The 22,478-nt window shown below is 61.4% G+C and carries 20 protein-coding genes and 1 tRNA gene; 14 read left to right on the top strand and 7 right to left on the bottom strand.

What is annotated here, in order from left to right; all coding sequences use genetic code 11:
- Positions 1-52 precede the first annotated feature (52 nt).
- The 4 genes from scpA (at position 53) to alr (ending at position 6,655) form a co-directional block, all read left to right on the top strand.
- Positions 53-2,206 carry a methylmalonyl-CoA mutase gene (gene scpA, locus IZV00_RS04975; RefSeq protein WP_196226048.1) on the top strand — a complete coding sequence of 718 codons (2,154 nt, stop codon included), beginning with the start codon at positions 53-55 and terminating at the stop codon, positions 2,204-2,206.
- Complete coding sequence (gene bioB / locus IZV00_RS04980; RefSeq protein ID WP_196226049.1) at positions 2,203-3,204, top strand: biotin synthase BioB; 1,002 nt, start codon at positions 2,203-2,205, stop codon at positions 3,202-3,204. The genes scpA and bioB overlap by 4 nt, the downstream gene beginning before the upstream one ends.
- 169 nt (positions 3,205-3,373) lie before the next feature.
- Positions 3,374-5,359 carry an acetyl-CoA carboxylase biotin carboxylase subunit gene (locus tag IZV00_RS04985; protein ID WP_196226050.1) on the top strand — a complete coding sequence of 662 codons (1,986 nt, stop codon included), beginning with the start codon at positions 3,374-3,376 and terminating at the stop codon, positions 5,357-5,359.
- Positions 5,360-5,608: 249 nt separating this feature from the next.
- The gene (gene alr, locus IZV00_RS04990) at positions 5,609-6,655 is read left to right on the top strand and encodes an alanine racemase (protein ID WP_196226051.1); all 1,047 of its coding nucleotides are present in this window, start codon (positions 5,609-5,611) and stop codon (positions 6,653-6,655) included.
- A gap of 45 nt (positions 6,656-6,700) precedes the next feature.
- Here the strand turns inward: alr and IZV00_RS04995 are convergent, their stop codons facing one another.
- Together IZV00_RS04995 and IZV00_RS05000 are read right to left on the bottom strand one after the other, a co-directional pair.
- The gene (locus IZV00_RS04995; RefSeq protein WP_196226052.1) at positions 6,701-7,873 is read right to left on the bottom strand and encodes an acetyl-CoA C-acetyltransferase; all 1,173 of its coding nucleotides are present in this window, start codon (positions 7,871-7,873) and stop codon (positions 6,701-6,703) included.
- Positions 7,874-7,918: 45 nt separating this feature from the next.
- Positions 7,919-9,007 carry an alpha/beta fold hydrolase gene (locus IZV00_RS05000; protein WP_196226053.1) on the bottom strand — a complete coding sequence of 363 codons (1,089 nt, stop codon included), beginning with the start codon at positions 9,005-9,007 and terminating at the stop codon, positions 7,919-7,921.
- Between IZV00_RS05000 and phaR the strand changes: the two genes are divergently transcribed.
- Positions 9,006-9,596, top strand: a complete 591-nt coding sequence (gene phaR, locus IZV00_RS05005; RefSeq protein ID WP_196226054.1) for a polyhydroxyalkanoate synthesis repressor PhaR — start codon at positions 9,006-9,008, stop codon at positions 9,594-9,596. The two genes, IZV00_RS05000 and phaR, sit on opposite strands and share 2 nt — an antisense overlap.
- Before the next feature lie 81 nt (positions 9,597-9,677).
- Positions 9,678-11,204: a proline--tRNA ligase gene (gene proS, locus IZV00_RS05010; RefSeq protein ID WP_196226055.1), complete on the top strand. Its 1,527-nt coding sequence runs from the start codon at positions 9,678-9,680 to the stop codon at positions 11,202-11,204.
- Positions 11,205-11,317: 113 nt separating this feature from the next.
- Here proS and hslU read toward each other — a convergent pair whose 3' ends face one another.
- Both hslU and hslV read right to left on the bottom strand, forming a co-directional pair.
- Complete coding sequence (gene hslU / locus IZV00_RS05015; protein WP_196226056.1) at positions 11,318-12,619, bottom strand: ATP-dependent protease ATPase subunit HslU; 1,302 nt, start codon at positions 12,617-12,619, stop codon at positions 11,318-11,320.
- A 147-nt stretch (positions 12,620-12,766) separates the two neighbouring features.
- On the bottom strand, positions 12,767-13,309 hold the full coding sequence (hslV, locus tag IZV00_RS05020; RefSeq protein ID WP_196226513.1) for an ATP-dependent protease subunit HslV: 543 nt from the start codon (positions 13,307-13,309) through the stop codon (positions 12,767-12,769).
- Between the two features lie 199 nt (positions 13,310-13,508).
- Here hslV and IZV00_RS05025 point away from each other — a divergent pair, with 199 nt between their 5' ends.
- Positions 13,509-13,697, top strand: coding sequence for a hypothetical protein (locus tag IZV00_RS05025; RefSeq protein ID WP_196226057.1), 189 nt, complete (start codon positions 13,509-13,511; stop codon positions 13,695-13,697).
- 28 nt (positions 13,698-13,725) lie between these two features.
- Here the strand turns inward: IZV00_RS05025 and IZV00_RS05030 are convergent, their stop codons facing one another.
- Positions 13,726-13,851, bottom strand: a complete 126-nt coding sequence (locus tag IZV00_RS05030) for an entericidin A/B family lipoprotein (protein ID WP_196226058.1) — start codon at positions 13,849-13,851, stop codon at positions 13,726-13,728.
- A 137-nt stretch (positions 13,852-13,988) separates the two neighbouring features.
- Here IZV00_RS05030 and IZV00_RS05035 point away from each other — a divergent pair.
- From IZV00_RS05035 to IZV00_RS05055, 5 genes are all read left to right on the top strand, one after another.
- Positions 13,989-14,063, top strand: a tRNA-Val gene (locus tag IZV00_RS05035).
- Between the two features lie 115 nt (positions 14,064-14,178).
- On the top strand, positions 14,179-16,413 hold the full coding sequence (locus IZV00_RS05040) for a S9 family peptidase (protein ID WP_196226059.1): 2,235 nt from the start codon (positions 14,179-14,181) through the stop codon (positions 16,411-16,413).
- Positions 16,414-16,511: 98 nt separating this feature from the next.
- A complete protein-coding gene (locus IZV00_RS05045; protein ID WP_196226060.1) occupies positions 16,512-17,537 on the top strand; it encodes an aspartate-semialdehyde dehydrogenase in 1,026 nt (341 codons plus the stop codon).
- Positions 17,538-17,546: 9 nt separating this feature from the next.
- Positions 17,547-18,242, top strand: coding sequence for a DUF2238 domain-containing protein (locus tag IZV00_RS05050; protein ID WP_196226061.1), 696 nt, complete (start codon positions 17,547-17,549; stop codon positions 18,240-18,242).
- The gene (locus IZV00_RS05055) at positions 18,239-19,000 is read left to right on the top strand and encodes an alpha/beta fold hydrolase (protein WP_196226062.1); all 762 of its coding nucleotides are present in this window, start codon (positions 18,239-18,241) and stop codon (positions 18,998-19,000) included. The genes IZV00_RS05050 and IZV00_RS05055 overlap by 4 nt, the downstream gene beginning before the upstream one ends.
- Positions 19,001-19,012: 12 nt before the next feature.
- Here the strand turns inward: IZV00_RS05055 and IZV00_RS05060 are convergent, their stop codons facing one another.
- Together IZV00_RS05060 and IZV00_RS05065 are read right to left on the bottom strand one after the other, a co-directional pair.
- Positions 19,013-20,467 (bottom strand): AMP nucleosidase, encoded by a 1,455-nt coding sequence (locus tag IZV00_RS05060; RefSeq protein WP_196226063.1) that lies wholly within the window; start codon positions 20,465-20,467, stop codon positions 19,013-19,015.
- A 79-nt stretch (positions 20,468-20,546) separates the two neighbouring features.
- Complete coding sequence (locus IZV00_RS05065; protein WP_196226064.1) at positions 20,547-21,029, bottom strand: peroxiredoxin; 483 nt, start codon at positions 21,027-21,029, stop codon at positions 20,547-20,549.
- A 137-nt stretch (positions 21,030-21,166) separates the two neighbouring features.
- Here IZV00_RS05065 and IZV00_RS05070 point away from each other — a divergent pair, with 137 nt between their 5' ends.
- Together IZV00_RS05070 and IZV00_RS05075 are read left to right on the top strand one after the other, a co-directional pair.
- The gene (locus IZV00_RS05070; RefSeq protein WP_196226065.1) at positions 21,167-21,727 is read left to right on the top strand and encodes a YqgE/AlgH family protein; all 561 of its coding nucleotides are present in this window, start codon (positions 21,167-21,169) and stop codon (positions 21,725-21,727) included.
- Between the two features lie 184 nt (positions 21,728-21,911).
- Complete coding sequence (locus IZV00_RS05075; RefSeq protein ID WP_196226066.1) at positions 21,912-22,463, top strand: hypothetical protein; 552 nt, start codon at positions 21,912-21,914, stop codon at positions 22,461-22,463.
- The last annotated feature ends 15 nt before the right edge of the window (positions 22,464-22,478 follow it).

Below are 22,478 nucleotides of genomic sequence, written 5' to 3' on the forward strand. Positions count from 1 at the left end.
GAGGGAAGCTGGACCCCGGATCAAGTCCGGGGTGACGATTGGGTGAACTGAGATGACCGACAAGCCGACGCTGGATCAGTGGGCGACCGCCGCCGCCAAGGAAGTGAAGGGCAAGGATTTGAACTGGGAGACCCCGGAAGGGATCACCGTCAAACCGCTCTATACTGCCGAGGACGTGACCGTCGATCCGGGCCTGCCGGGTTTTGCGCCCTTCACGCGCGGGGTGCGCGCATCCATGTATGCGGGACGTCCCTGGACTATCCGTCAATATGCGGGCTTTTCGACCGCCGAGGAATCCAACGCCTTCTATCGCCGCAACCTGGCGGCGGGTCAGAAGGGCCTGAGCGTCGCCTTCGACCTTGCCACCCATCGCGGCTATGACAGCGACCATCCACGCGTCGTCGGCGACGTCGGCAAGGCGGGCGTGGCGATCGACAGCGTCGAGGATATGAAGATCCTGTTCGATGGCATCCCGCTCGACCAGATGTCCGTTTCGATGACCATGAACGGTGCGGTGATCCCGATCCTGTCCTTCTTCATCGTTGCCGGTGAAGAGCAAGGCGTCGACCGCAAGCTGCTGGACGGAACTATTCAGAACGACATTCTGAAGGAGTTCATGGTCCGCAACACCTATATCTACCCGCCTGAGCCGAGCATGCGGATCATCTCCGATATTTTCGGCTATACCAGCCGTGAGATGCCCAAGTTCAACAGCATCTCCATTTCCGGCTATCATATGCAGGAAGCTGGTGCGACGCAGGTTCAGGAACTTGCTTTCACCATCGCCGACGGCATCGAATATGTGAAATATGGCGTAGCTTCGGGCCTCGACATCGACAAGTTTGCCGGGCGGCTGAGCTTCTTCTTCGCGATCGGCATGAACTTCTTCATGGAAATCGCGAAGCTGCGCGCCGCTCGCGTTCTGTGGCATCGCGCCATGACGAAGCTCGGCGCGCAGGATGAGCGCAGCAAGATGCTGCGTACTCACTGCCAGACTTCCGGCGTGTCGCTGACGGAGCAGGACCCCTATAACAACGTCATCCGCACGACCATCGAAGCTATGGCGGCGATGTTGGGTGGCACGCAGTCGCTGCACACCAATGCGCTGGATGAAGCGATCGCTCTCCCCACCGACTTTTCCGCACGTATCGCGCGCAACACGCAGATCGTGATCCAGGAAGAAACGGGGATGACGAAGGTCGTCGATCCGCTCGGCGGCAGCTATTATATCGAAGCGCTGACCCAGCAGCTGGTCGATGCCGCGCAGGAAATCATCGATCGCGTAGAGGGCGAAGGCGGCATGGCGAAGGCCGTGGCGGCAGGCTGGCCCAAGGCGATGATCGAGGAAGCGGCGGCCGCTCGGCAGGCGCGCGTCGATCGTGGCGAAGATGTCATCGTCGGCGTCAACAAATATCGTCTGGCGAACGAGGACCTGCTGGAAACGCTGGAGGTCGACAACACCAAGGTTCGTGAGGCGCAGATCGCCCGCATCAACAAGGTCAAGGCCGGGCGCGACGAGGCTAAGTGCCAGGCGGCGCTTCAGGCGCTACGCGACGGTGCAGCCAAGCCCTCGAGTATCGAAAATAACCTGCTGGCCCTGGCGGTCGAGTGCGCGCGCGCGCGCGCGACGCTGGGGGAAATTTCCTCCGCCATGGAAGACAGCTTTGATCGCTATGGCACGGTCCCGACGCCGGTGAAGGGCGTCTATTCCAAGCCTTATGCTCAAGACAGCCGCTGGAAACAGGTTCTTGACGGCGTGCAGGCCGTCGAGCGGCGCCTCGGTCGCAAACCGAAACTACTCATCGCCAAGATGGGACAGGACGGCCACGACCGGGGCGCCAACGTAATTGCGTCCGCTTTCGGGGACATGGGTTTTGACATCGTGTCAGGCCCGCTGTTCCAAACGCCGGAGGAAACGGTGGTTCTGGCGCTGGATAGCGGGGTGGACGTGGTAGGCGCTTCGTCGCTGGCTGCGGGGCATAAGACGTTGATCCCCGAACTCATCCGCCAGCTGCGCGAAAAGGGCCGCAACGACATTAAGGTGATCGCGGGCGGCGTGATCCCGCCGCAGGATTATGACTATCTCCGTGACGCGGGCGTTCAGGGGATTTATGGACCGGGCTCCAACGTCGTGGAATGCGCCGCCGATGTGCTGCGCCTCCTCGGCCACAACATGCCCCCGGCGGGGCTGGAGGAAGCCGCTTGACCCAAACTGCTGCCCGTACCGACTGGACCCGCGACGAAATCGCCGCGCTGTTCGACCTGCCCTTCAACGACCTGATGTTCGAAGCGCAGTCGATCCATCGCGCGAACTTCCCGCGCAATGAGGTGCAGCTTTCGACCCTGCTGTCGATCAAGACCGGCGGTTGCCCCGAGGATTGCGGCTATTGCAGCCAGTCGACCGAGGCGGAAAGCGGCCTCAAAGCCACCAAGCTGATGGACGTGCAGGCCGTGCTTCAGTCGGCGGCGCAGGCGAAGGACCATGGTTCGGGCCGTTTCTGCATGGGCGCGGCATGGCGCAATCCCAAGGAACGGGACATGCCCAAGCTCATCGAAATGGTGAAGGGCGTGCGCCAGATGGGCATGGAAACCTGCATGACGCTGGGGATGCTCTCGTCCGATCAGGCGAAGCAGCTCGCGGATGCGGGGTTGGATTATTACAACCACAATATCGACACCTCGCCGGAAAATTACGCCAACGTCATCACCACCCGGACTTTCGAGGACCGGATCGAGACGCTCGAAAATGTGCGTTCGGCGGGGATCAATGTGTGCTGCGGCGGAATTGTAGGCATGGGCGAGACGCGCTCTGACCGCATTGGCTTCCTCCATGCGCTTGGCACGATGCCGCATCCGGAGAGCGTGCCGATCAACGCGCTGGTGCCTGTGGAGGGCACTGTGCTGGGTGACATGCTAAAGGACACGCCGCTCGCCAAGATCGATGAGGTGGAGTTCGTCCGCACCGTCGCCGTGGCGCGGATCGTCATGCCGCAGTCGATGGTGCGGTTGTCCGCCGGCCGCGAGAGCATGAGCGAGGCATGTCAGGCGCTCTGCTTCATGGCTGGGGCGAACAGCATCTTCACGGGCGACAAGCTGCTCACCGCAGCCAATGCCGGGGATGACAAGGATAGCGCGCTGCTCGGGAAGCTCGGGCTGACGCCGATGATGGCGCAACCGCACGGGCATCTCGAGGCGGCGGAGTAACCGACACACTCACTTGCTCGTCACCCCGGACTTGATCCGGGGTCCCGCTTCTTCCCTGCGTGGAGAGAAGGTAGCGGGATGCCGGATCAAGTCCGGCATGAAGGAAGAGGTGAGCTTTGAATTAGCTCGGCCCGCACGGCCGAAAATAGGACTGGGGCAAGGATAGATAATGGCAATCACCAAGATCCTGATCGCGAACCGTGGCGAAATTGCGTGCCGCGTCATCCGCACGGCGCGGAGGATGGGCATCAAGACCGTAGCGGTCTATTCGGACGCGGATGCGCGCGCGCCTCACGTGCTGCTGGCCGATGAAGCGGTGCATATCGGCCCGTCACCTGCCGCGCAGTCCTATCTGCTCGCCGACAAGATCATCGAGGCGTGCAAGGCGACCGGCGCCGATGCGGTGCATCCGGGCTACGGCTTCCTGTCGGAGCGCGAAAGCTTTCGCAAGGCGCTCGACGCTGAAGGCATCATCTTCGTCGGCCCCCCCGCCAACGCGATTGCCGCGATGGGCGACAAGATTGAGTCCAAGAAGCTCGCCAAGGCGGCGGGCGTCAATGTCGTCCCCGGCTATGTCGGGGTCATCGAGGATACCGAACATGCCGTCCGTATCTCCAACGAGATCGGCTATCCGGTGATGATGAAGGCTTCGGCTGGCGGCGGCGGCAAGGGCATGCGCCTTGCTTATAGCGAGCAGGATGTCCGCGAAGGCTTCGAGGCGACCAAGCGCGAAGGCCTGAACAGCTTCGGCGACGACCGCGTTTTCATCGAGAAGTTCATCGAAAGCCCGCGCCACATCGAAATCCAGATTCTGGGCGATCAGCACGGCAACATCGTTTACCTCAATGAGCGCGAATGTTCGATCCAGCGCCGCCACCAGAAGGTGGTCGAGGAAGCGCCTTCGCCCTTCGTTTCGCCGGAAATGCGCAAGAAGATGGGCGAGCAGTGCGTCGCTCTGGCGCGCGCGGTCGGCTATTTTAGCGCGGGTACGGTCGAACTGATCGTGTCGGGCGCGGACAAGACCGGCGACGGCTTCTACTTCCTGGAAATGAACACCCGCTTGCAGGTGGAGCATCCGGTCACCGAAGAGATCACCGGCCTCGATCTGGTCGAGCAGATGATCCGCGTCGCCAATGGCGAGGAACTGAGCTTCCGTCAGGAGGATGTGAAGATCAACGGCTGGTCGATCGAGAACCGCGTCTATGCTGAAGATCCCTATCGCGGCTTCCTGCCCTCGACGGGCCGCTTGATCCGCTACAATCCGCCCGAAACTGGCGATGGCGTGCGCGTCGATGATGGCGTGGTCGAAGGCGGCGAAGTGTCGATGTTCTATGACCCGATGATCGCCAAGCTGATCACCTGGGCGCCGACCCGTCTGGAAGCGATCGACAAGCAAATCGCGGCGCTCGACCAGTTCGAGATCGAGGGGCCGGGCCACAATATCGATTTCGTATCCGCGCTGATGCAGCATGAGCGTTTCCGTTCGGGCAACATCACCACCGGCTTCATCGCGGAGGAATATCCGGATGGCTTCACCGGCGCTCCCGCTTCCGAAACGCTGCTCAGGAAGCTGTCGGCGATTGGCGCGTTCGCAGCGATGGCGCAGGCCGATCGTGCCCGCCGCATCGATGGGCAGCTTGGCAAGAAGTTGCGCGCTCCCACCAGCTGGCAGGTGAAGATCGGCGAGGCAGTCCATGACGTGGTCATCAACGGGGATGACGTCACCGTGGATGGCGAAGCGATTGACATGGCGCTGGAATATACACCGGGCGATCGCCTGATAGAGGCGGAGTTTGGCGAGGAACTGCTGGCGGTTAAGATCGCGCCGGTTCGCTCCGGCTTCGTGCTGACGGCTCATGGCGCAAGCCACAAGCTGCGCATTTTGCCCGCTCATGCGGCGGTTCACGCCAAGCATATGATCGAAAAGATCCCGCCTGATCTGTCGCGCTTCCTCATCTGTCCGATGCCGGGCCTGCTGGTTGCATTGCACGTCAAGGAAGGCGACAAGGTCGAGGCCGGTCAGCCGCTCGCCGTGATCGAGGCGATGAAGATGGAAAATATCCTGCGCGCTGCCAAGGCGGGCGTGGTGAAGAGCGTGTCGGCCGCGCAGGGCGAAAGCCTGCCGGTGGACGCGATCATTCTGGAACTGGAATAGGAATGGGAGTTGGGCGCGGTGGGAATTCCCGTCCGCGCCCAAAGATTATTGATACCGAAACCCCGTGAGGCGTTAGCCCATAGGGGCTGCGTCAGGTTTGGTCTTTTCAGGTGCCGATCGACTGCCGCAGTTGCATAACGGGTCCGCTTTCAAAGGCTGTCACGTCGGCGGTGCCGCTGACCCCGAAGCAAGAAGCCGCGCCCTTCGAAACCCTCGACGCCTGTACTGGATGCCGCTATCGCAACGGCGATGACCGCATTTACTGCTCCGCTGCGCCTTCGCCTTGATGGCGGCGCACTTGTGAATAACTGGCGCTGGTTGCAACGGCATAGCGGCGGCGCTGCATGTGGCGCCGCTATCAAGGCGAACGGATATGGCACCGGCGCGGTCGAGGTGATGCGCCGCCTGCTTGTCGCGGGTTGCCGGGACTTTTTCGTATCGAACTGGGCCGAAGCGGCTTTGCTGGAGCCGATGTTGCAGGATGGGATTAACCTGTCCGTATTCCACGGCGTGCGCGGCGAGGATATGCAGACGGCAATTGCGTCGCGTGCGCGGCCCGTTCTCTGCACGGCGGATCAGATCGCGCGGTGGAAGGCGGCGGGCGGAGGCGCCTGCGACGTCATGGTTGATACGGGCATGAACCGGCTCGGACTGGATTGGCGGAGTGACGTTGCCGCCGCTTTGGACGGGTTGACCGTTGACACGCTGCTCAGTCATCTGGCGTCGGCCGACGAGGATACTGGGCTAAGCAAACTGCAACTTGATCGGTTCGGCGGCCTGACTGGGAAAGCTACCGCGCGCCGTTACAGCTTGGCGAACAGCGCGGGCATTTGCCTGGGGCAAGCCTATGCATTTGACCTGACGCGACCGGGGCTGGCGCTTTATGGGGGTATTCCCAGAACCGAAGCGGCCGGAAACATCGCGCAGGTCGTCTTTCCGCAGGCGCAGGTCCTGCAAAGACGCCATGTGCCCGCAGGCGATGGCATCGGCTATAACGCGGTGCATATCGCCGAGCGCGACATGGAAATAGCTGTGTTGAACATCGGCTATGCGGACGGCTATTTGCGTTGCTTTTCCGGCCGAGGGATGGTTAGCGCGGGCGATGTTCAACTGCCGGTCGTGGGACGGGTTTCGATGGACCTCGTTGCGGTGGATGTCTCTGCGATGCCGTCAGTGTCGGAAGGGGATTGGCTCGACATCGCCTACGACTTGCCCGCCACCGCAGCGCTATCCGGCCTGTCGCAATATGAATTGCTGACCGGCCTTGGTCCCCGTTACGATCGGCTCTGGGAATAAGGATGTGGTAGGCCGCCGAACTCGATCCGGCGGCCCAACTACCAGCTATCTTTCGATGCACATGGCAACGCCCATGCCACCACCAATGCATAGTGTGGCAAGGCCCTTCTTCGCATCACGCTTCTGCATTTCGTAAAGCAGTGTGGTCAGAACGCGCGCGCCCGACGCTCCAATCGGATGGCCGATGGCGATCGCGCCGCCGTTCACATTGACCTTTTCCGGGTCCCACCCAAGTTCCTGCCCAACCGCCAGCGCTTGGGCCGCGAACGCCTCATTCGCTTCGATCAGGTCAAGGTCAGCGAGCGACCAACCCGCCCTGGCAAGCGCGTTGCGGGACGCGGGGGCGGGGCCGATGCCCATGATCGCAGGATCAACCCCACAGGTGGCAAAGCCGGCAATACGCCCAAGAATGGCAGCGTCCCGCTTGGCGGCATCGGCTGCGGTCATGAGAACGAGTGCGGCAGCGCCGTCATTGATGCCACTGGCATTGCCTGCGGTTACGCTGCCGTCCTTCTTGAAGGCGGGGCGCAGGCCCTGCATCGCTTCCAGCGTCGCGCCAGCGCGGATATATTCGTCGGCATCAACGATGGTATCGCCCTTGCGACCCTTCACAGTCACCGGAACGATCTCGTCCCTGAACCGCCCGGACGCCCGCGCGGCTTCTGCCTTGTTCTGGCTTGCCACGGCGAACGCATCCTGCGCTTCGCGGTTGATCTGATACCGCTCCGCCAGATTTTCGGCGGTCACGCCCATGTGGTAGTTGTTGAACGCATCGGTCAGGCCATCATGCGTCATCGTGTCGATGAATGAGACCGGACCCATCTTCGCGCCGCCACGCAGATATTGCGCATGGGGGGCGAGCGACATGCTTTCCTGACCGCCAGCGATCATGATGCGGGCATCACCCGCCTTGATCGCCTGCGCCGCGAGCGCGACCGCGCGAAGGCCCGATCCGCACAGCTGGTTGATGCCGATGGCGGTGCGTTCCACTGGTATTCCGGCGTTGACGGCGGCCTGACGCGCGGGGTTCTGCCCCTGCGCCGCACTCAGGACTTGGCCCAGTATGACCTCATCGACTTCCTCAGCCGCTACCCCGGCCTGATCGAGCGCCGCGATGATGGCGGTGCGTCCCAATTCATGCGCAGGCGTGGACCCGAATGCGCCCATGAAACTGCCCACGGCGGTACGCTTTGCAGCGGTAATGACGATGTCTGACAAAGTCCTGTCCTCGTTGAAGGGTTTCAGTTCGCAGTTGCAATATCATCAACCTCCATGGGTTGAAAGCCATAGAGACAGCGGGTCCCAGAGCAGCTGACGGGCGTTGCTTCCGACGATCATGCCGACATGGCCCAGTTGCAGTGTAAAGCCATCGGCCAGTTCCGGCGCGGCGCTGGCCGGGACGATCCGGTCGGTGGCGGATCGGACGGATAATGTCGGGCAGCGAAGGCTTTCAGGATGGACCGTCTTGCCACCGACTCGCCATTGCCGGTGGCCAGTGACATTGCGTCCGTAGAAGTTTTCGAACAGCTCCTGGCCTGCCGCGAAGGTCAGGGGTGATCCGCCGTTCGCCCAATCCTCCACGGCCAGAAAGGCACGCTCGGCTTCAGAGCCGGGCTGCATTTCGGCGAATGCAGCATATTTCCGGATGGTGCGGGCCGGGTCCATCGCCCAGAAGCCTGATTGCAGCACTTCCATCGGCACATAGCCAAGCTGCTCGCTGGTGGCCTTCGCGCCGCGCCAGAGTGACGCGATAAGGTTGCGATCGGCCTCGGGGAAGCCATCAAATTGCCACGGCGCCGCGATGGTGGCGACGGCCTTCACCTCGGCAACCGCCGCCGCTCCCAGCGCAAGGCTGCCCCCCAAACAATAGCCCACGAGGATGGGCGGCTGGGGGAGCGATTCCAGCATAGTAAGAAGGCGCTTCGTCACATGATGCTCAAGGTCAAGGTGGGCGTCCTCGGCACGGGGGCTGCCCCAATCGACCAGATAGGCGTCATGTCCTGCTGCGGCCATGTGGCGCAGCATGGATCGCCCTTCCGACAGGTCCAGAACTTGTGGCGGGTTGATCAGCGAAGGGATGAAGACGACGGGCGCACGGCCATTTTCCGTGCCGTATCGCAGCAATCTGGCGCTTCCGGCCGCAGCAAAGACGGTGGGCGCTGGTGGCGGAGACGGCCGGGTGGCGTCCTGATATTTGCGCAGACCTTGGAATGCTGCCCGTCGCAGATCAGCGTCATGCTCCGTTTCCCGCCATAAAATGTCGAGAAAGAGGGGCAATGGCCGCGGGCCATGTTGCGGTGCGGCAACGCCTTGTGCTAATGCGGAATGTACAGGTGTGGGAGAGGAATCCATGGCCAAAACCAAGACCGCCAATGAATCAGAGCCGGTCATCATCAAGAAATATGCGAACAGGCGTCTCTATAACACGGAAACGTCCAGTTACATCACTCTTGATCTGCTGTCGCAAATGACTCGTGAGGGGCGCGAGTTCGTGGTTGTGGATGCCAAGACCGGGGAGGACATTACGCATAATGTCCTCACGCAAATCATCATGGAGGAAGAGCAGCGGGGCAAGAACATGCTACCCGTCAACTTCCTGCGCCAGCTGATCGCTATGTATGGCGATTCCATGCAGTCGATGGTGCCGCAATATCTGGAAGCGTCGATGGACGCGTTCCGGAAGAACCAGATGCAGTTCCAGGAAGCGATGAAAGGTGCCTTTGGCGGTGGTCCGCTGGCAGAGATCGCGAAGCGCAACATGCAGATGATCGAAGCTGCTGCGAATGCCTTCGGTAACGTGCCCGGAATGCCTACCATGCCGGGAATGCCGGGCGCGCCTACTCCTGCGCAGCCCGCTTCCGAAAGTAGCAAGGATGACGAGATCGCGAATTTGAAGGCGCAGCTTTCTGCCCTGAATGCCAAGATCGACAAGCTGGGCTGAGCCAGCGCGTTCGGGGTCGACGGGACGGCGCGCTTCGCCTATGGCGCGCCATCCTTTAAGTCGAAGAACAAGGCCGGACCCGTGAAGCACGCCCTTTCCGTTACCCGTGAACAGGATTTCGCCGCCTGGTATCAGGCCGTCGTTAGCGAAGCCGACATGGCCGAGGAAAGCGGCGTTCGCGGCAGCATGGTCATCCGGCCATGGGGCTACGGTATCTGGGAACGTATCCAGAAGCTGCTGGACGAACGGATCAAGGCGACCGGCCACGAAAACTGCTATTTCCCGCTCTTCATCCCGCTTTCCTATTTCGAAAAGGAAGCAGAGCATGTGGACGGCTTTGCCAAGGAAATGGCGGTCGTCACGCATCACCGCCTGATCCAGAAAGACGGCAAGCTGGTGCCTGATCCCGAGGCGAAGCTGGAAGAACCTTTAGTGGTTCGTCCGACTTCGGAGACGGTTATCGGCGCGGCCTTCTCACGTTGGGTGCAAAGCTGGCGCGACCTGCCGGTGCTGATCAACCAGTGGGCCAACGTCGTCCGCTGGGAAATGCGCACCCGCATGTTCCTGCGCACGGCCGAGTTCCTCTGGCAGGAAGGGCATACGGCGCACGCCACCGTCGATGAGGCGATGGAAGAGACGATGAAGATGCTGGAAGTCTACCGCAGCTTCGCCGAAGAGTGCGTTGCGTTGCCGGTGGTCGCTGGCGAAAAGCCGGAGAATGAGCGCTTCCCCGGTGCGGTTGCGACCTATTCGATTGAAGCGATGATGCAGGACGGCAAGGCGCTTCAGGCCGGCACGTCGCATTTCCTCGGCACGACCTTTTCGCGGGCGCAGAACATCAAGTTCCAAAATGCCGAAGGGCAACAGGAGCTGGCGCAGACGACCAGCTGGGGCATGTCGACGCGCATGATCGGCGGCCTCATCATGGTCCACGGCGATGATGATGGTCTGCGCGTGCCCCCGCGTCTGGCGCCTTATCAGGTCGTGGTCGTGCCGATGCTGCGCGACAATGACGAGGATGCGGCGATCCTGGATTATTGCGCCGATCTGGTCGCCGCTTTGAACAAGCAGGACGTATTCCGCGAGCCCGTCCGCGCGCTTCTGGACAAGCGCCCCGCCAAGGCTGCCAACAAGCGCTGGGGCTGGGTGAAGAAGGGCGCGCCGATCGTGATCGAGGTAGGCGGCCGTGATGTGGCAGGCGGGAACGTTTCGGTTCTGCGCCGTGACCGGCTTTATCGCGATGATGGGAAGCTCGACAGCCAGATCGTCGCAAAGAGCGATTTTCTGGCCGCTGCGACCGGCATGCTGGAGGAGATTCAGCAGGCTCTGTTCGCCGATGCTCAGTCGCGGCTGCATGGCAACATCGACAAGTCGATCACGTCGCTGGATGCGCTCAAAGCCTATTTTGCCGCGAGCAAGAAGCAAGGCTGGGCGCTGGTGCAATGGTCGAAGCCCACGGGTCCGGCGCTCGATAAGGTGATCGAGTGGCTGAAGGGCGAGAAGCTGACGCTGCGTAACGTACCGCTGGATGCGGAGGCGGCCGATGGTGCGTGCATCTTCACCGGCGAAAAGGCGGTCGAGCGGGTGCTCGTGGGACGCAGCTACTAATCAATCTCCCCTCCCGCAGGCGGGGGGGATCAAGGGGTGGGGCCTCCGAAGGAGGCTCGCTACGCTCGCACCCACCCTAACCCCTTCCTTGAAAGGGAGGGACTTTATCTCACTTACAGCACATATTTGCTGAGGTCGGTGTTGCGCGCCACTTCGCTCAGCTGCTTCTCGACATAGGCCGCGTCGATCACCAGCGTTTCGCCCTGGCGATCTTCAGCGTCGAAGCTCACATCTTCCAGCAGCTTTTCCATCACCGTCTGAAGACGGCGGGCGCCGATATTCTCGACCTCGCCATTCACCTCGGCAGCGATCTTCGCGACCGCGCGAATGCCGTCGGGTGTGAGGTCGATCGTGACGCCTTCGGTCGCCAACAATGCGCGATATTGCGCAACAAGACTTGCCTTGGTGTCGGACAGGATCGAGACGAAATCATCCTCCGTCAGCGCCTTCAGTTCGACACGGATCGGCAGGCGCCCTTGAAGCTCCGGCAGCAGGTCGCTGGGCTTCGCGACGTGGAACGCACCCGATGCGATGAACAGAATGTGATCCGTCTTCAGCGGCCCATATTTGGTGGATACCGTCGTACCCTCGATCAGCGGCAACAGGTCACGCTGCACGCCTTCGCGGCTTACGGAGCCGCCACGCACATCGCTCACCGCGATCTTGTCGATCTCATCGAGGAAGACGATGCCATTCTGCTCGGCGCTGGTGATCGCGACACGGGCGACATCGTCCTGATCCAGCCGCTTGTCCTGCTCTTCTTCGACTAGCTTGTCCCAAGCCTCGGCTACGCGCAGCTTGCGACGCTTCTTCTGGGTCTGGCCGAATGCCTTTGACATCATGTCGGACAGGTTGATCATGCCGACCTGGCCGCCCATGCCGGGGATTTCCATCGGCATGGAGGGGCTGTCGGCGACTTCCACCTCAACCTCGACGTCATTCATCTGGTCGTTTTCGATCCGCTGACGGAAGGAGAGGCGGGTCGCCTCGCTCGCTTCCTTGCCGGTGAGGGCATCGAGCAGACGGCTCATCGCCGCCTCGGAAGCAGCTTCACGCACCGCCTCGCGGCGGCGATCCTTTTCCAGACGCACGGCTTCTTCGACCAGATCGCGCACGATCTGCTCCACATCGCGGCCGACATAGCCGACTTCGGTGAACTTCGTCGCCTCAACCTTCACGAACGGCGCGTCGGCGAGTTTCGCCAGACGGCGGCTGATCTCGGTTTTGCCGCAGCCTGTGGGGCCGATCATCAGGATATTCTTGGGCGTCACCTCATCGCGCAGATCGGGCGAGAGGCGCTGCCGACGCCAGCGGTTGCGCAGCGCCACGGCAACGGCGCGCTTGGCATCGGCTTGCCCTATGATGTGCGCATCGAGAGCGGAAACAATGGCTTTTGGGGTCAGATTGTCGTTCATTTCGGGCTCCCCCCTCCCTTTCAAAGGAGGGGCAGGGGTGGGTGCGATTGCGCCAGCAATCGCTGGCAACTTATCGGGGTAGGCCTGGACGCGCGTTCCGCGCGACCCACCCCAACCCCTCCCTTGAAAGGGAGGGGCTTTGATAGACTAGGTCACGCTCGCCAATTCTTCGACCACAAGCTGGTCATTGGTATAGACGCAGATATCGGCCGCCACGGCCATAGCCTTACGCGCAAGCGTCTCTGCATCTTCCTCATACTCGACGAGCGCGCGGGCTGCTGCGAGCGCGAAATTGCCGCCAGATCCGATAGCCGCCACGCCGCCGACCGGCTCCAGCACGTCGCCATTGCCTGTCAGAATCAGCGTCACTTCCTTGTCGGCAACGATCATCATCGCCTCCAGATTGCGGAGATATTTGTCGGTGCGCCAGTCCTTGGCCAACTCCACGGCGGCGCGCATTAGCTGCCCATTGTGTCGTTCCAGCTTGGCTTCAAGCCGTTCGAACAGGGTGAAGGCGTCGGCCGTGGCCCCCGCAAAACCGCCGATGACGGAACCGTCATGCAGACGACGAACCTTGCGGGCGTTAGGCTTCATCACCGTTTGACCCATGGAAACCTGGCCATCACCGGCCACGATCACCTTCCCATTTTTGCGTACGGACATGATGGTGGTGCCGTGCCAGACGGGCATGGCGGAGGAGCGTTGGTCGTTCATGGCGCGGCATATGGGTGCGAATGGGCTACCGCGCAAGCATAGTAGCGGAGGGCGCCGGATCGTGTCATTTTCTGGACGGATTTATGACAATCCATTCAGGAACCGATCCCGGTCAATTGACTTTGTGCAGAGCAGCAAAGATCATGTCCGGACGGCGAATGGGAGAAAATTTCACATGTCTCTGAAAGCCAGAGCGCGAGAGAAGGTCGAGCGGGCAGGGATTTCCAACTATAGCTTCGACCATGACGTCCTTGTGATGTGCGGCGTCCGCTACACCATCGCGGCCTGCAACTGCGGCCAGCCGGATTGTGACGGCGTAAAGCTGGAAAGAAGCGCGGCCATGACTAACCGCGTCCTCCAATAATCGGTGTGAAGGTAAGGCTGGCCTATCCTTACATCGCCCTCTCACCGGCCCGACCGACCGATTCAATGTCCCGGCCAACGCCTTTGACCGTGTTGCAGGCCGCCAAGCTGGTGAGAAGAAGCCCAGTGATCACGAGGGCAATGGTCTGACGCATCGATAGTCACTCCCTTTATCGTTCCCGCCACTAAACTTTCACGCCCAAAAGGCAATAAGTGCAATTTGCAGCTCCCCCTCTAAGCTCGTCTTGACAGGAGCCGTGGCCGATGCCAATGGCCGCATCCTCCTTTCAGGGGGCGCGTAGCTCAGCGGTAGAGCACACCCTTCACACGGGTGGGGTCACAGGTTCAATCCCTGTCGCGCCCACCATGATCTCCTTCGGTCATGGTGAGAAAGATTATGTCCCTACATTGATCTTTTCGTCCACTCCGCGTTAACTCGCGGCGATACATCCGGCTGTCTTGGCCGAGGCGAAAGGATAAGGATGTCCTCATTGTTGAAGGGCAGCACAGCCGCTCTGGCACTGCTGGCAAGTGCTGCCGTCCCGGTTTCCGCACAACAGCAACTGACGCTTGAGCGCATCTTCGCTAATCCCGACCTGTCGGGGCCTCAGCCGCGCGCGCTGAAGCTCTCACCGGATGGCAAGCTTGTCACGCTGCTCAAGCCGCGCGCGGACGAGAAGGAACGGCTGGACCTTTGGGCGATCGACAGCGCGGCCGGGGCTGAGCGCATGCTGGTGGATTCAAGGAAGACCGGCAGCGGCGCCGAGCTTTCAGAAGCGGAAAAGATGCAGCGCGAACGGGATCGGTCGGTGGCGGGCAGCACCGGGATCGTCGGCTATGACTGGGCTCCCAATGGCAAGAGCATCCTCGTTCCGGTGGATGGCGATCTTTACCTTGCGTCGCTCGATGGCCAGGTGTCGCGCCTGACCAACACTCCGGGCAGCGAACTGAATGGCGTGGTCAGTCCCAAGGGCGGCTTTGTCTCCTTCGTCCGTGACGGCAACCTCTTCGTGCAGCCGATCGGCGGGCAGGAGCGGCAGGTCACGCAGGGCGCGAGCGACACGGTCAGCTGGGGCGTCGCGGAGTTCGTGGCGCAGGAGGAAATGGACCGGCGCACCGGCTATTGGTGGTCGCCTGACGACCAGTTGATCGCGGTTGCTCGCGTGGATGAAGCGCCGGTTGGCATCGTTACGCGGACCGCGATCGGCGGGGAAGGGACGAAGGTCTATCAGCAACGCTATCCCGCTGCGGGGACACCGAACGCGCTGGTTGACCTTTACGTCATGCGGCCGGATGGCAGTGGCCAAGTGAAGGTCGATCTTGGCGATGACAGCGACATCTATCTGGCGCGGGTCGATTGGTCCAAGGACGGCCGGACCCTTTACGTCCAACGTCAGACCCGCGACCAGAAGCGGCTCGATCTGCTCGCGGTCGATCCTGCGACGGGCAAGTCCAGGATCGTCCTGACCGAAAGGGCGAAAAGCTGGGTCAACCTTAGCAATAATTTCAAGCCGCTGAATGACGGCAGCTTCCTTTGGTGGTCGGAAAAGACGGGGCACGGCCATCTATACCATGTTCGCGGCGGCAAGTGGGTTGCCCTCACCAGCGGCACGTGGGAGGTGCGGGACGTGGTCGCGGTGGATGAGCGGCAGGGCACTGTCTACTTCACCGGCAATCGCGAAACGCCTTTGGAGCAGCAGCTTTACGCAGGCTCCCTGTCGGGCAAGGGGCCGTTGCGGCAGTTGACCAGCAATGGCTGGTGGAACGATGCGGTGATGGACAGCGGCGCAACGCATCTGGTGATCTCCCGCAGCAACACGGACCAGCCCAAGCAGGTCTATCTGGCCGATGGCAGCGGCAAGCGGCTTCGGTGGCTGTCAGAAAATGCTATGACCGGGGATCACCCCTATGCCCCCTACCTCGCCAGCCATGCAAAGACGCGCTTTGGCACGATCAAGGCGGCGGATGGGTCAACGCTCTATACACGGATCATGACCCCGCCGCTGGAGCCGGGCAAGCAATACCCTGTCTTCATGCTGCATTATGGCGGGCCGGGAGCGGGGAGGGTGGTCACCAATCAATGGGGATCGCCCGTCTATCAATATCTGGTGGATCGCGGCTGGATCGTCTTTGCAATCGATAACAGGGGCACGCCGGATCGCGGCAAGGCGTTCGAGGATCAATTGTACCGCGCCATGGGGACGGTGGAAGTCGACGACCAGCTAAAGGGCGTCGAGTGGCTGAAATCCCAGCCCTATGTCGATCCTCAGCGGATTGCGACCTATGGTTGGTCCTATGGCGGCTATATGTCGGTCAAGCTGCTCGAAAAGGCGCCAGGCCTGTTCTCTGCCGCGATCGCGGGCGCTCCCGTAACCCGCTGGGAGCTTTACGACACGCACTATACCGAGCGCTATCTGGGCAAGCCGCAGGACCGGCCCAGCGCCTATCCCGCGTCCGGCGCCATCGATGATGCCGTCAAAATCAAGGACCCGATGCTGCTGATCCATGGCATGTCCGATGACAATGTCGTGTTCGACAACGCCACCGCCTTGATGGCCCGCATGCAGGCGGCCGCCGTACCGTTCGAGATGATGGTCTATCCCGGCCAGACGCACCGCGTGGGCGGCCCCGGCATCAGCATTCATCTATGGCGCACGATCGAGGATTTCCTTCGCCGCAACGGAACCGCGCCCGAGGAGCCGCGCCTAGGTAAATAAAGGCTATCGGCGCGCAAAGCCGCTTCATGCTGGACAATTGCCGGGACAACGCTATGGCGCGCCCTTGCGCAATTTTGCATGGAGTGGAGTCTTTAGTCATGGGTTACAAGGTCGTCGTCGTTGGTGCCACGGGCAATGTGGGCCGCGAAATGCTGACCATTCTCGCCGAGCGCGAGTTCCCGATTGACGAGATCGCGGCGGTCGCATCGCCCCGGTCGCAGGGCACCGAAATCGATTTCGGTGACACCGGCAAGACGCTCAAAGTCAAAAATATCGAACATTTCGACTTCACGGGCTGGGACATCGCCCTGTTTGCCGCTGGCTCCGGCCCGACGGCTGAATATGCGCCCAAGGCGGCTGCGGCTGGCTGCGTGGTGATCGACAATTCGTCGCTTTACCGCATGGACCCCGATGTCCCGCTGATCGTGCCCGAAGTGAACCCGGACGCGATCGACGGCTATACGAAGAAGAACATCATCGCGAACCCGAATTGCTCGACCGCGCAAATGGTCGTTGCGCTCAAGCCCTTGCATGACGCCGCGAAGATCAAGCGCGTCGTCGTCGCCACCTACCAGTCGGTTTCCGGTGCTGGCAAAGAGGGCATGGACGAGCTGTTCGAACAGTCGCGCAACATCTTCGTCGGCGACCCGGCGGAGGCCAAGAAGTTCACCAAGCAGATCGCCTTCAACGTGATCCCGCACATCGACGTCTTCCTGGACGATGGTTCGACCAAGGAAGAATGGAAGATGGTTGCGGAAACCAAGAAGATCCTCGATCCCAAGGTGAAGGTCACGGCCACCTGCGTCCGCGTGCCCGTATTCGTCGGTCACTCCGAAGCGTTGAACATCGAGTTCGAGAACGAAATCTCAGCCAAGGAAGCACAGGACATCCTGCGTGAAGCGCCGGGCGTCATGCTTGTCGACAAGCGCGAAGATGGGGGATACGTCACCCCGGTCGAGTGCGTGGGCGACTATGCGACTTTCGTCAGCCGCGTCCGCGAGGACTCGACCATCGACAACGGCCTCTCGCTCTGGTGCGTCAGCGACAACCTCCGCAAGGGTGCTGCGCTGAACGCGGTGCAGATCGCTGAACTGCTGGGCCGCCGCCACCTGAAGAAGGGCTGAGGCCAACTGATGACGTCCGGCGCTGCCGCTGTTTGGAAAAGCCTTCCGATAGCGCAGCGCCGGATTATCCTGCTGCTGATTGGCGCCATCGCCGCCGCGCAGGTCAATCAGCCATTTCCCGAACTCGCGCCGTTACAGCATGGGCCAACGATCGCCCTCGCCTTGGCTGCGCCCTGGCTTCTGCGGCGCTGGCCTCTGAGTAATGGCGCAATGGCCTGCATCACCCTGTTTCTGCTCCTGCATACATTGGGCGGACGCTACATCTATTCCTATGTGCCCTATGACGATTGGGCGCGCTCGATGACAGGCCATGACCTTTCGAGCACCTTCGGGTGGCGGCGCAATGGTTATGACCGGCTCGTGCATTTCGCTTTTGGCCTGCTGCTGACACACCCGCTGGCGCAGATCGCCCGGCGACGGGGTGGTATGACATTGTGCTGGAGCCTGGCCTTCGGTTTCGTCACGATCGGCTTTGTCAGCGCCCTTTATGAATCGTTCGAATGGCTGCTGACATTGATGGCGAAAGGAGAAACCGCCGACTGGTATAATGGCCAGCAAGGCGACGTCTGGGACCCGCAAAAGGACATGGCCGCCGCTCAGGTCGGTGCACTAATCGCCCTGCTGATCCTTGGCCTACGCCGCCATCGACAAGGTGGCGCCAAGGCCATATCGAGCAGCGGCGACACAGTGAGGGAGTTATCATGACCGACCTTGAGCTAAAGAAAGTGGAAGTCGAGGGGCTCGGCGGTCTTCCCATTGCGGTCCATATAGCTGGGGAGGGACGCGACCTCGTTCTCATCCATGGCTATTTCTCGAACGCCTGGACCAATTGGGTGCGTTACGGCCATGCCGCGCGGCTTGTGGACGCGGGCTTCCGGTTGATCATGCCGGACCTGCGCGGACATGGCGAAAGCGGCAAACCGCATGACCCCGCCGCCTATCCGCCCGATGCCTTGACGGACGACAATCTGGCTGTCATCGACCAGCTTGGCCTGACCGATTACGACCTCGGCGGATATTCGCTAGGCGCGCGGACCACCGTGCGAATGCTGGCGCGCGGCGCGACCCCGCGCCGGGTGATCCTTGCGGGCATGGGCCTGCGAGGCCTCGTCAATACGCTCGACAAGGGCGGCTATTATCGCAACGTCCTCACCAACCTCGGCACGTTCGAGCGCGGCACCTCGGAATGGATGACGGAAGCCTTCCTGAAAACGACGAAGGGCGATCCGGTCGCGTTGCTGCACATCCTGAACACCTTCGTGGATACGTCGGCCGAGACGATCGCGACCTTTATGCAGCCGACCGAAGTCATCTGTGGCATCGACGATCAGGATAATGGGATTGCGCAGGAGCTTGTCGATACGCTGCCCAATGGCCGCTATGTCGAGATACCCGGCAATCACATGGCCGCAGTCACGAAGAAGGAATTGGGCGAGGCCATGGTGGAGTTCCTGACCTGCTGACCCGCCAATCGATCACCGAAATGGCGGCTCGTTGAAGGCTCGCAGTTTCCGGCTGTGCAGTTTAGGGCCTTCCTGCCGCAGCAGTTCGCACGTCATCAGGCCGATCCGCAGATGCCCGGCAATCGCTTCCTCATAAAAGCGGTTCGCTTGCCCCGGCAGCTTCAGTTCGCCATGGATCGGTTTGTCCGACACGCAGAGCAATGTCCCATACGGAACCCGGAACCGATAGCCCTGCGCGGCGATCGTAGCGGACTCCATGTCGATACCGACCGCGCGCGACAGGCTGAACCGCAACGCTGAACTGGAATAGCGTAGCTCCCAATTGCGATCGTCGGTCGTCACCACGGTCCCGGTGCGCAGCCTGCGCTTGAAATCCTCGGCTCCACTTCCGCCCAATACCGCTTCGGCGGATTTGGCCAGCGCGACCTGCACCTCTGCAATGGCTGGCACCGGTATTTCGGGTGGCAGCATATCATCCAGCACCTTGTCGTCGCGCAGATAGGCATGGGCGAGCACATAATCGCCGATCCGCTGGCTTGGACGCAGGCCGCCGCAATGACCGATCATCAGCCAGGCTTCCGGCCGCAGGACTGCCAGATGATCGCAGATGGTCTTCGCATTGGCGGGGCCGACGCCGATATTGACCAGCGTGATGCCACTGCGATTGGGTGCAATCAGATGATAGGCGGGCATCTGATGCTTGCGCCATGCACTGTCCGCGATCATGCGCGCAGGATCGGCCGTTTCCCGCGTCACATAGACGCCGCCTGCGCCGGACAAGGCCGTGTAGGGCGAGCCGTCTCTTTGCAGTTCCGCGCAGGCCCAAGCCACGAACTCGTCGACATAGCGATGATAGTTGGTGAACAGGATGTATCGTTGAATATGCTCGGCTGGCGTCCCCGTATAATGTTTCAGTCGGGCCAGCGAGAAATCGGTGCGCAGCCCGTCGAACAGAGCCAGCGGCCTTTGCCCATCTGCATCCGGCATGAACAGGCCATCGGCGATCTCGTCCCCGATCTCCGCCAACTCGGTTGCGGGGAAATGGCGCGCCAGTTCGGTGGGAGGGGTCCCGTCAAGAGCGCTGATGTCCAGCCCATCCAGCACATAGGGAAAGGGAATCTGCTGATCGCTGACCGCTGTTTCGACCTCCACTCCATAATCCCGGACGAGCAAATCGATCTGTTCGGCCAGATAATCGCCGAACATCTCAGGCCGGGTGACCGTGGTGGTATAAAGGCCAGGCTTGGACAAACGGGCGAAGGATCGCCCCGGCGGCGGGGCATCGGTTTCGGCATGATGGACGATGCGCAGTTCGGGATAACAGAAGCGGCGATCGGACTTTGCCTCTGGCGGCGGTACGCTGCCATCCCGGGCATAGGCCTGCATGGCCTCGCGCAAATTTCCGATAGAAGCCTGGTAGATCCGGTCCAATTGCGCGACCGCCGCGCTGCCGATGCTTTTCGTCATCGAACCTTGCTACCGCAGATATGTGACGGAAGGAAGGCCGGTAGCCGCGCGACGGGGTTATCGTCGCGCGGCAATCGCGTCAGAGCTGCCCCAGCAGATGATCAGCCGACGAAAGCTTGAACTCGCCCGGTGCCTCGACATTCAGTTCGGTCACGACGCCATCCTTTACGATCATGGAAAAGCGCTGGCCACGCATGCCCATGCCAAACTTGCTGCCGTCCATCGTCAGGCCCGCAGCCTTGACGAAGTCGCCATTGCCGTCCGCCAGCATGGTGACCTTATCGTCCGCTCCAGCTGATTTGCCCCAAGCGCCCATGACGAACGCGTCATTGACCGCGGTGCAGGCAATCTCGTCCACCCCCTTTTCCTTCAGCGCGTCGGCCTTCTCGACAAAGCCGGGGAGGTGCTTGGCCGAGCAGGTCGGCGTAAAGGCGCCGGGAACGGAGAAGAGCGCCACCGTCCGGCCCTTGAAAAATTCGTCGGAGGAGACCTGTTCCGGCCCATTTTCCGTCATCTTGGCAAAGGTGGTGGTGGGGATGCGATCCCCTTTTGCGATGGTCATGTTCTGTCTCCTGCCGTTGATGGAGCGGGAGGTCGGCGCTTGGCGGTCCTGTGTCAAGGTGCGCGAACGTGCCGCATCGCCCCGGGCAAACGACAGCCGGCCATTGGCAAAGCCGCTGGGCAGCGTATATTCATCTCATGGATCAGCTTCGCTCCTATGCCGGTCAGTTCCTGCTCGCTTTGCCGGGCATGGAAGACATGCGCTTCGATCATTCCGTGATCGCCATTTGCGTCCATGATGAAAATGGCGCCCTCGGCATCGCGGTCAGCGATGAAATCGAGGGCGTCGGGCTGCACGAGCTGCTCGAAAGCTTTGACATCAACCCTGCCAATGTCCCCGACATACCCGTGCTTCGCGGTGGGCCGGTGGAACCGCGCCGGGGCTTCGTGCTGCATTCCCTAGATTGGAAAGGGCATGACATGGTGGAGGTCGGCGAGGACTGGGGGCTTTCCGGCTCGCTGGAGATATTGAAGGCGATTGCGGAAGGCACTGGTCCCAGTCGCTATATCGTCGCCCTCGGCTATGCCGGTTGGGGCGCAGGACAACTCGATCAGGAGATGACCGGCGAAAGCTGGTTCCCGGCGGGATGCAGCGCGGATATATTGTTCGACGTTCCGGCGGAAAAAAAATGGGCGGCGGCCTATGCCGCTGCCGGAGTCGATGCGTCTCATCTGGTGAGCGGCGCTGGTTCCGCCTGATCACGTCGCATAATTTGCGAAATATTCCCCCGGTTCAACTGCGTAACGATGGCGCGAAACAGAGCTTGTTTCCGCATCGTAACTGAACATTTCCGGGTAAATTCCCGCTAACTGCCTTCATTTACAATGCGGCAAGCGCGCAGGCGCACCTTCATCCTCGGGAGATTGCTCGGGGGTTCAAATCATGAAGAAGTTTGTCGCGGCTATGATTGCCGCAGCGATGCCGCTCGCGCCTGCCAGCGCCGCACCTTGCTGGAAGAAGGTTGCGGTAGAGGCGGCGCAAATCCGGGATTTTGAGATGATGCTGATGGTGTCGGCATTGCGTTGTCGCTCCACGGGCAGCAACTTCCTGGCCGACTATAACCGCTTCATCCGGGAAAAGCGTGACGCGTTGACGCAGGTCAATGATGAACTGCGCGAACATTTCCGTTCCGTCGCAGGACCGGTTGGCGCGCTGGGAGCTTATGACAATTACGTAACCAGCCTCGCCAACGTTTATGGCGCCGGGGCCGAAGGGCTTGCCTGCCGTGACCTACAGTCGATCACGGATGCGGCTAACGCGCTACCCGCGACCCGGGCGGCGCTGCTTGAATTATCGGACGCTGCCGGTACGACCCCGCATCTGTCGGGCGCCCGCTGCGACGTCGTTATGGCGATTGCGGGTCGGGAAGCCGAGCCATCCGCTGATCTGGGTGAAACGAGGGTCGCGGTCGCATCTCGACCGGGAGAAGAGTGACATAAAGAAAACTTT

Source organism: Sphingobium sp. Cam5-1 (genome assembly GCF_015693305.1).
Classification (GTDB): domain Bacteria; phylum Pseudomonadota; class Alphaproteobacteria; order Sphingomonadales; family Sphingomonadaceae; genus Sphingobium.

Excerpts from the sequence above, each read along its gene's own strand:
- scpA (WP_196226048.1), top strand. The coding sequence starts at position 53 with ATGACCGACAAGCCGACGCTGGATCAGTGGGCGACCGCCGCCGCCAAG.
- IZV00_RS04985 (WP_196226050.1), top strand. The coding sequence starts at position 3,374 with ATGGCAATCACCAAGATCCTGATCGCGAACCGTGGCGAAATTGCGTGC.
- alr (WP_196226051.1), top strand. The coding sequence starts at position 5,609 with ATGACCGCATTTACTGCTCCGCTGCGCCTTCGCCTTGATGGCGGCGCA.
- phaR (WP_196226054.1), top strand. The coding sequence starts at position 9,006 with ATGGCCAAAACCAAGACCGCCAATGAATCAGAGCCGGTCATCATCAAG.
- IZV00_RS05000 (WP_196226053.1), bottom strand. The coding sequence starts at position 9,007 with ATGGATTCCTCTCCCACACCTGTACATTCCGCATTAGCACAAGGCGTT.
- hslU (WP_196226056.1), bottom strand. The coding sequence starts at position 12,619 with ATGAACGACAATCTGACCCCAAAAGCCATTGTTTCCGCTCTCGATGCG.
- hslV (WP_196226513.1), bottom strand. The coding sequence starts at position 13,309 with ATGCCCGTCTGGCACGGCACCACCATCATGTCCGTACGCAAAAATGGG.
- IZV00_RS05025 (WP_196226057.1), top strand. The coding sequence starts at position 13,509 with ATGTCTCTGAAAGCCAGAGCGCGAGAGAAGGTCGAGCGGGCAGGGATT.
- IZV00_RS05030 (WP_196226058.1), bottom strand. The coding sequence starts at position 13,851 with ATGCGTCAGACCATTGCCCTCGTGATCACTGGGCTTCTTCTCACCAGC.
- IZV00_RS05040 (WP_196226059.1), top strand. The coding sequence starts at position 14,179 with ATGTCCTCATTGTTGAAGGGCAGCACAGCCGCTCTGGCACTGCTGGCA.
- IZV00_RS05045 (WP_196226060.1), top strand. The coding sequence starts at position 16,512 with ATGGGTTACAAGGTCGTCGTCGTTGGTGCCACGGGCAATGTGGGCCGC.
- IZV00_RS05050 (WP_196226061.1), top strand. The coding sequence starts at position 17,547 with ATGACGTCCGGCGCTGCCGCTGTTTGGAAAAGCCTTCCGATAGCGCAG.
- IZV00_RS05055 (WP_196226062.1), top strand. The coding sequence starts at position 18,239 with ATGACCGACCTTGAGCTAAAGAAAGTGGAAGTCGAGGGGCTCGGCGGT.
- IZV00_RS05060 (WP_196226063.1), bottom strand. The coding sequence starts at position 20,467 with ATGACGAAAAGCATCGGCAGCGCGGCGGTCGCGCAATTGGACCGGATC.
- IZV00_RS05065 (WP_196226064.1), bottom strand. The coding sequence starts at position 21,029 with ATGACCATCGCAAAAGGGGATCGCATCCCCACCACCACCTTTGCCAAG.
- IZV00_RS05070 (WP_196226065.1), top strand. The coding sequence starts at position 21,167 with ATGGATCAGCTTCGCTCCTATGCCGGTCAGTTCCTGCTCGCTTTGCCG.
- IZV00_RS05075 (WP_196226066.1), top strand. The coding sequence starts at position 21,912 with ATGAAGAAGTTTGTCGCGGCTATGATTGCCGCAGCGATGCCGCTCGCG.